Origin of the sequence: Candidatus Angelobacter sp. (assembly GCA_035607015.1) — a bacterium.
Classification (GTDB): Bacteria; Verrucomicrobiota; Verrucomicrobiia; order Limisphaerales; family AV2; genus AV2.
The window spans coordinates 1-8,826 of record DATNDF010000478.1 but is presented as its reverse complement, the minus strand read 5'-3'; the positions used below and the strand labels follow the sequence as shown (position 1 = coordinate 8,826).

Annotated in this window: 8 protein-coding genes; all 8 read left to right on the top strand. The window is 57.4% G+C overall.

What is annotated here, in order from left to right:
* The coding region (locus VN887_19025; GenBank protein ID HXT42109.1) for a CopG family antitoxin at positions 1-207 on the top strand (207 nt) is incomplete at its 5' end.
* A 24-nt stretch (positions 208-231) separates the two neighbouring features.
* Entirely contained in the window at positions 232-993 is a 762-nt protein-coding gene (locus VN887_19020) for a type II secretion system protein (GenBank protein ID HXT42108.1), read from the top strand.
* Positions 994-1,273: 280 nt separating this feature from the next.
* Entirely contained in the window at positions 1,274-2,089 is an 816-nt protein-coding gene (locus VN887_19015) for a prepilin-type N-terminal cleavage/methylation domain-containing protein (protein HXT42107.1), read from the top strand.
* 47 nt (positions 2,090-2,136) lie between these two features.
* On the top strand, positions 2,137-2,916 hold the full coding sequence (locus tag VN887_19010) for a prepilin-type N-terminal cleavage/methylation domain-containing protein (GenBank protein HXT42106.1): 780 nt from the start codon (positions 2,137-2,139) through the stop codon (positions 2,914-2,916).
* A gap of 10 nt (positions 2,917-2,926) precedes the next feature.
* On the top strand, positions 2,927-3,769 hold the full coding sequence (locus VN887_19005; protein HXT42105.1) for a hypothetical protein: 843 nt from the start codon (positions 2,927-2,929) through the stop codon (positions 3,767-3,769).
* Between the two features lie 4 nt (positions 3,770-3,773).
* Positions 3,774-4,673: a hypothetical protein gene (locus VN887_19000; GenBank protein HXT42104.1), complete on the top strand. Its 900-nt coding sequence runs from the start codon at positions 3,774-3,776 to the stop codon at positions 4,671-4,673.
* Positions 4,670-8,428: a hypothetical protein gene (locus tag VN887_18995; GenBank protein HXT42103.1), complete on the top strand. Its 3,759-nt coding sequence runs from the start codon at positions 4,670-4,672 to the stop codon at positions 8,426-8,428. The genes VN887_19000 and VN887_18995 overlap by 4 nt, the downstream gene beginning before the upstream one ends.
* A gap of 4 nt (positions 8,429-8,432) precedes the next feature.
* Positions 8,433-8,826 (top strand): hypothetical protein (locus VN887_18990; GenBank protein ID HXT42102.1); only part of this gene is annotated, 394 nt, incomplete at its 3' end.

The window sequence follows — 8,826 nt, the reverse complement described above, 5'->3', positions numbered from 1 at the left end:
GCTGAGAACCGCCCGGATCTGCGACTGATGGAATCATCCACCGCCACTTCGGCTGAGTCTTCGGAGTCGGTCACGATTACTTTACGAATCGACCCGCGGATGTTGGCGAGAATCAAACGGCTGGCGCGGTCGCGTTACCTGAACTACCAGAGCATGATCAAACAGTGGCTCAGCGAAAGAATGGAACAAGAACTGCGGGAAAGATGATCAAAATGGCTGTAGCGAACCACAATGAAACCGATTCACACCCGAGTTGACCAGAATAACGCTCGACCGACGGACGGCGGGCGGAGTTATCGAGCACGGAGAGTCACCTGTTTTCACGCCTTCACGCTGATCGAACTCCTGGTGGTCATTGGCATCATCGCTCTATTGGCCGGTTTGGTTGTTGGCGGCACCAGGTACGCCGGCTCCAAAATGAAGGAGGACCGCATTCGCACCGAGTTGAACGCGTTGGCTACTGCAATCGAGGCGTACAACGCGAAGTTCGGCCATTATCCACCGGATAATGTGGTCAGACGCGCACCGGTTGTCGTTGTCAATTCCGTCAGCAATTCGCTTTTTTACGAGCTGTCGGGTGTGATCGTGGAGAATAACCGCAACGGCATGTTCCATTTGCCAAACCGGACAGCTGGATTTGGAAGCTCGACGCTCTCAAGCTGCTTCGGGGTTGACGGCATTGAGAACGCCGATACAGACCCGAAAAAGATTGTATCCTTCCTGCCTCATTTGAAAGCAGGGCAACACGCGGTCATTAATCCTGCCTCGGCTTCGTTACAAGGCGAACTGGAGGTGCTGGTGGTGCCGGTGCCATGGCCGTTGACGGCGGTCAATCAGCCGACTTCCGTGAAGGGACTCAACCCGTGGCATTATGTCCGCACACAGGCGACCAACAATCCTGCCAGTTTCGATCTCTGGGCGGAGTACGTGGATGGCGGGAAGGTCAAAATCATTTGCAACTGGAGCAAGGATATTTTGGAACCGGGCCAATGATCATGCTTTCGCGACGAGAAAATTCTGGACCCTCACGGCGGCTACCAGTGCGCTGGAGCGCGCGCAAGTGGCGAACGCGAATCATCGTGGTTCCATCGTCGCTTCGCGTTCGGACGGCGGACTGGCGCCCGGGGTTCCGCCTCATGCCGTGGCAGAGCTACCTGTGCCGTCGGTCGTCTGCGTCGTTTGCGCGATGGCCGGCCCCGGGGAAGCGCACTCCGGAATTGTCATTCCTTCATTTTTCGAGACCGCGGATTACCAACTCTTCAACGATCTAATCATGAAAACTCCGATCCCCCAACCTCGGCGCGCCGCTCACGGTTTTACCCTGATTGAACTGCTGGTGGTCATCGCCATCATCGGAATTCTGGCCGGTTTGCTTTTGCCCGCCCTGGGAAAGGCGAAAAACCAGGCGCGCGTCACCCAGGCGAAAGTCGAGATCAAGAATATTGAGGGCGCGATCAGCAAGTACGAGGCGGATTACAGCCGGTATCCTGCCTCTCAGCAGCTCCGCTCGAGAATTCCCGACGGTGATTTTACCTTTGGCACGCAATACGGCAATCCTGCCGGGTCGAGCACATCGCTTTTTGACGATAAAAACAAGGTTGCCTACGACGCGGCGAAGCCGCCGAGGATACCCGTTCGAAAAATCGTCAACGGTTATCCGTACGAGAATTGCAACGTCGAGGTGATGGCGGCGCTGCTGGACCGCACCAATCTTGTTTGGAACAGCAACCATGCCATGAATCCAAACAAGACCGGGTATCTGAACGCCCGGGAGGTCAGTGATAGCAAGACAGCGGGCGTGGGCCTTGACGGCGTCTATCGTGATCCATGGGGCAATCCCTATATTATCACGGTGGATTTGAATGGCGACGACAAGTGCCGCGACGCGTTTTACAAACTGGATTCGGTTTCAGCGATCCCGAACGGCGGCGACAAAGGGTACAATGGACTCTTCCGTCCCGCCGGTCCTAATACATTCGAGGCGAACAAGCCGGTCATGGTGTGGTCGTTTGGCCCCGACGGGCTGATTAGCGACCAGCAGAAAGCCAACACCGGCATGAACAAGGACAACATTCTGAGCTGGCAATAACGTCTCCGATGGGTCCGATGCAAAAACCGATCACAACGCGAAGGAATATGATTCGTGACGCCCGGGATGCGGCGTTCACGCTCATCGAATTGCTGGTGGTCATTGCCATTATCGGGCTCCTGGCGACCATCGGTTTGCCCGCGTTGAAAGGCTTCGGCAAAGGCACCGGCATGGCCGGCGCCGAACGCCAGCTGCTGCAGGACCTGGGTCTGGCCCGGTTGTGGGCCATCAATGGTCGCACCACGGTCTATGTGGTCTTCGCTCCTCCGAATATCCTCAGCCGGCTGGCGCAGGGATCAACGAGCCCGCAGATCATGAAACAACTGACCAATCTGGTGAGTGGTCAGTATTCCGCCTACGCGTTGTTATCCACGCGAACGGTGGGGGATCAGCCGGGGCAGGGGACCCCCCGCTACCTGTCCGAATGGAAGCGGCTGCCACAGGGCATTCTGATTCCAACGAACAAATTTTCCGCGGTGAATCTCGATCCGCCAGTGCTCAACTATCCCCCCGAATACAGACGGGGTTTTTCGACGAACACCTTTCCGTTTCCATCAACAACCCAGCCACTGTCGTTTTGGACGCTGCCCTACATCGCCTTTAATCCGCAGGGCCAGGTGATTTCGGAAACGTTCAACGGAAAGCCCCATGACGCGCTGATCCCACTGGCGGAAGGCAGCATCTTTTTCAGGGGTGGAAACGGTGGGTACCTCGCGGTTCCCGACATGGTGATGAAGCCCGCCTACAACTACACAAACCACTGGATTCGCGTCAACTGGTTGACGGGTCGGGCCAGTGTGGACCAGGCGACCCGTCCCAGGTTTTGAGGGATGACTTATGAAGTTTGACTCAAGAAAACCGGATCCCGCGACGCAGGGGCCAGCGGAATCGCGTCCCGCGGCGACCGGGAAGGACGCCGCGTTCACCATGGTGGAAATCGCGTTGTGTCTCGGCGTCATTGCGATCGCGCTGGTGGCGATCATCGGTGTTTTGCCGACTGGCGTGCGCGTGCAAAAGGACAACCGCGAGGACACTATCATCAATCAGGAAGGGCTGCTCTGGCTGGAGACGATTCGGAGCGGATCCAAAGGTCTGGATTATCTGACCAACTACGTTGACAGCATCACGGTCACAAATGTCGGGCCGGGCGGCAAGACCGTGACCATTCACACCAACTCGCCAGGACTGTTCAGGGCCGGCAATCCGACAATTGACGGCTCCATGACCAACGGACACGAGATCGTCAGTTTGTTGACTTTGCCGAAATACTTTACCAACCAGGTTCCGGGTATCACCAATTATGTCACTGCGCGCGTCCGGGCCATTTCTGGTTCTGCGTCGGACAAAAGCCGCAGCGCTGCGGCGCGTGATTTCGCTTTTGCCTATCAATTGACGTCGGAAAGAGTACAGATGAACGTTCATCCGCCGTATTCAACGAACTACTTGGAGACCGGTCTGCCGCAAGCGGACGTTTTGACTCGATCAAACCTGTGGCGGATGGCTCTGAACCAGTCTGCCAACTTCGAAGAGTTGCGTCTGACTCTTCAGGGACCGCTGATTCCTCGCGGCGGGAGCTACGAGGTTTTGGGCACACCCGCCACGTTTCGGACATTGATCAGCGGCACTGTGCTGGCGACGAACGGTATTTTTGTTGAACCTTCCGCCTTCGTTCAAAGATGACACCATGACCTCGAAGCTGGCACAATCCTGTCTCCGCTCAGTGCGGTGCTGCGCGTTCACGGTCGTGGAGCTGCTCGTCGCCATTTCGGTCCTGACCCTGATCGTGCTGGTGCTTTTCGGGTTGTTTGACCAGGTGCAGAAGGCGCTTCTCGGGAACGTCGCGCAGGTGGACGTGCTCGAAGGCGGACGCGCGCAGGTGCAGCTCATGTCGGGGGAGCTTGAGCAGATGGCCGCCAGTGATATCCCGGGAAACACCAACCTCTTCATTCGCATGACGGCTCTCCCGTACGAACAGGCGTTGGGCAACGCCAACGAAGTCCGCACGAACGTGCTCCAGGGGCTGATTTTTCTGACGCATTCCAACAAGAGCTGGTTCGCCACGTCCTACAAGGTTCTCGTCTTCACCAACAAGCCGGGCAACCCGTTTTACCCGGATGTTCAATTCGCCAATCGCGTGGGAACCATCGGGCGATACAGCTTGAAGATCAGCGACTCGGATTTCGGCAACACCAATCTCGTTGCAAACATCCTTGAACAACTCGACCCGGCGTTGTCGCCGGCTCCGAATTTCCAGCTCCTCACCAATTATCAGCCGATCGTTGACGGAGTCGTTCATTTTCGGATTCACGCCTATGACACCAACGGGTTCCTGCTGAACTATTTGACGAACAGTCTCCCGCCATTCATGATGCACGATCCACTGAAACCTGATTTGGGCCCGATCCTTTTCACAGGATCCGATGTTCCAGCCTACCTGGACGTCGAGATGGGGATTCTGGAGCCGCGCGCGCTGGAGCGTTATCGGTCGTTCCCCAACCCGGTTGTGGCGTCCAACTATCTCGCGCGGCAGTCGGCCGCGGTCCATCTGTTTCAACAACGCATCCCCATTCGCGCGGCCCAATGAACCACAAGTCTCAACGCGGTGTCGCCCTGGTGCTCACGCTCATCATGCTCGCGATGGTGACGGTGATGGCGGTCCTGTTCCTTGGCGTCAGCCGGCGCGAACGGTCTTCGGTGGTGCTCACCGAGAACCAGACCGACGCCAAACTGGCGGCCGATACGGGCCAGGCGCGGGCGGTGTCCGAAATCGTTGCGCGCATTGCGGCTCATACGAATCTGTTCGCCTATGATTTTTTGGTCTCGACCAATTTCCTCAGTCCGAACGGATTCAGACCCAATGCGCCCGGTGACCCTCTGACCAACGTCGGTTACGTGTACGCCACCAGCAAGCTGCCGCTGAGTCGCGACGCGGACATTCGCCAGAACCAGGTGAATTTATTTTATGACCCGCGCCCACCGGTCTTTGTCGTGACGAATGCGGCCAGCGGCGCCTCTCAATTCAGGTACTATCTCGACTTGAACCGCAACGGGCGCTTCGACACCAACGGCGCGCAGCAGGTGATCGCTGCCAACGGCCAGCCGACCCAGACGATTGACTCTTTCGTCGGCGATCCGGAGTGGATCGGCATTCTGGCGCGGCCGGACCTGCCGCATTCACCGACCAACCGCTTCATCGGCCGCTACGCATTCGTGGTGGTGCCCGCGGGAAAGACGCTCGATATAAATTATATTCACAACAATTCCAAACAAGGTCGTAGAGCGGCGGGTCTGCCGATGTACTTCCGGAATCAGGGCGTGGGTCCGTGGGAAATCAACCTTGCTGCGTTCCTGCGCGAGTTGAACACCAACACCTGGAATGCCGCGTCGAGTTACAGTTTCGATCCTGTCCGAAATCCAAATGTTGTGGGTGGATACGCGTTTGTCAACGCGTTGTCCATACTAAACCACCGTTACCAGGGCCAGTTTAACACCCTGAAGACGGTCAATCAGAACTTCGGCAACGTAGTCGGACAAATGTTTCGCAACGATCAGATTGATCTGTACAGCGACGGTCCATTGATGACTGGGATCAAGCCCAATGGACCTGAAATCTCGAACGGCCCCGACGATCCAACCTTGCCCTGGTCCGGCAGCGACAACACGAACGGATACACCAGCGTGCAGGAATTGTTTGATCCGACGAAAACCTCGGCCAACTTCGTCTCGCTGCTGACCAACACGATTGCGCGTCCGGGGACATACGACAAAAACACGTTCTACCGCTTGATGTCGCAGTTGGGAACGGACTCGCTGCCGGCGAACCGGAACAAGTTGAACCTGCTTTTCGACAACGTGGACGCCAGGGGTGTAATCAATCCGAGTCTGACGACCAATTTCGTGGCCTGGACACCGCTTCGTTTCTTCACCAACGCCGCCGACCTCATGCTGCGTTCGCAGTCGAGCCAGTTGTTGGCCACGATGGGACTGACCAACAATGGGTCGTTTACATTGAGCCTGACCAATATTCAGATTTATCCTGTAAGCCTGTATCACGCGAACGTGCATCGTCTGTTGCAACTCGCGGCCAACATTTATGACTCGACGACGAACCGCTTCCCGCTCGTCGCGACGGCGACCAACACCGTGTACGCGCCCTCGGTGTTCCGGCCGTTGTTTCGGACGGACGGCACGAGCATCTTCATCGGCGGTTATGAGGAAGTGACGAACAATGCCGCCTTTGCGCTGGCGCAGCCGTGGGTGGATTTGAATGTGCCGACAAATGCGTCAACTGGCCTTATCAACACTGTTCGGAGCAACCCGCGTGTCAATGCTTTCGGGGTTCCCTGGGTGATCGGCGTGAGAAAGGGCCTGCCCAACTTCAATGAGTTTCTGCTCGAATCTTCCGTGCAGGTGACGCGCCGAATGCAGGCGTTCAAGGACAGTGGAAACAATGTGCTGTTCCAGCAGGCTTACGAAATCGGCGTTTCCAATCTGATGGCACTGGAGGCGTGGAACTCCTACACCCAGGCCTGCCCGTTCGCCATGGACATGATTCTGACCAACCGCGTGTCGTTGGTCCTGAGCAATGAAAATCCTTTTACCGTGCTCGCTCCCACCAACTTGAACAGCATTGCGATCACGAATGTTGCGATCACGAATTACCTAGCAAATACCTGGAGCGGCAATCAATTCCAGATTCCACTCAAGCACGTGGAGTTTTTCGTTCCCGATCGAGAGTTTCATTTCCGGCCAACACCCCATCTGGAACCGATCAATACCGTCGTATCATTTGACGGTTCCGTGGGATTCCCGGTCCCCAACTGGAAGTTGTACGTCACCAATCGCGTCGTTTTTGCACTGCTTGCGAGAGACGTGACCAATGGCCTCCATGTGGTCGATTTTGTGAATCTGGACAACATGCATGGCGGGATGGACATCACGCGCGCCCTTGCCGGGGCAACGAATGCGTTCGCCGGCAACGGAGGCTTCGATCCCGCCGGCAGATTCTGGCTGACGAACCGGATCGCCAGCGGCGCGATCAATCGCGCCACGGCGCCGGCCAATGCGACCTGGGGAATCACCAATCAACTTTTCGTTTCCCTTACCAACGCGTTATCCGACCGTGACTGGAACGACTACAGTAAGAATCCGATAGACGGGGCCCAGAGGGAGAAGGCGATCGATGCCTTCCGGAAATTCCTCGGATTGAGGCCGATGTTTTATCCGGGCGATACCAACGTTCCTTCGGGCCGCGTCATGCAGGTTCCGTTTACGCCGACACGCAAACTGGATCAACAACTCTCGTGGCAGGTCAACGATCCCCTCGTGCATTACACGCTGGATGACCTGTACGATCCGGTCTATGCGGACACAAACAATATTCAGCCTTTGTTGTCCAGAGAAACGATGACCAACAACATCGGCCAGCTCAACAAGCGTTACAGTCCGTGGGGCGGTCCTCCGAACAGCAGCGCGCCCGCGTCGGAAAGCACGCCCCCGCCTTTCGGCCTCACGATCAAGGACCCGATGATCATGAAATCCGATGATTGGGATTTTCCGACCAACAAATTTCCGAACCTCGGCTGGCTGGGGCGGGTGCATCGCGGCACACCCTGGCAAACGGTCTATCTCAAATCCGGAGTCGAACCGCAGCCGCGGTGGCAAACATGGGCCGGCGCGGTGGCCGGACATCCGACCAACGACTGGCCGTTGGTGCAATTGTTTACCACGGCTATCAACGACAATGCGGCGCGCGGATTGCTGTCTGTCAACCAGACGAATACCGCTGCCTGGTCCGCGGTGTTGAGCGGAGTCACGGCGCTGACGAACACGACGGCAAGCCCGCAGAAGGGCGCGGTTCCGGCCTACGCAGCGGTCACCATTCAACCGGCTTCGGTGCAGATGGCCTACATCGTTTCGAACATCAACGCGACGCGGTTGCAGATGCCCAACCAGGTGTTTCCAAACCTGGGCAGTGTGTTTGCTTCGCCGGCCCTGACCACCAACTCGCCGTATTTGAATTTTTCGGGAAACCAACGGAACTATGGAATTCGCGACGAGGTTTACGAGCGCATCCCGCAGCAGATCCTGTCGCTGCTCAAGGAGGACGAGCCGTACGTCGTGATTTATGCGTTCGGCCAGTCGCTGCGACCGGCGGAGAACTCCGTCGTCAAGGCGCCCGGGCCTTATCGGGGACTTTGCACAAACTACCAGGTGACCGCCGAGGTTGTGACCAAGACCGGCGTGCGCATTCAGGACATCCGACAGCCAAACCAATCGACAAACGCACCAAGTTACAAAGCCATCGTGGAGAGCTTCAACATATTGCCGGTCGATTGATTTTATGTCTTTGAAGAAGGGAATGTGGTATTGGCTGGGCGCGTTCTGCCTCGTGGCGGCGCTTTGGTTCTGGTTCGGGAGCGGGAAGGGCGGCGCGAAGCGGGAAGCCAGGGGTGCGGGCAGGGAGATGCAACAATCCGGCACGGCGCAAGGCGCGAAAGTTCAACGGCCCGCTGCTTCAACCACAAACGCCGGTCCGGGTGGAGGTCCCGCCGCCACCACGACCACCAATGCGATGGCCGCGTCGGCGCCCAAACCGGCAGCGGGTCCGCAAGGCCGTTTTCCCTTTCGGTTGACCAACACCGACCAGCCCCTGAGCAAACTGGGCCGGAGCGACAGCGCAATCCTCCTGGACAACGCGTTCATTGATACCGCGAGCCCGACGCCGCTTGCCGTGC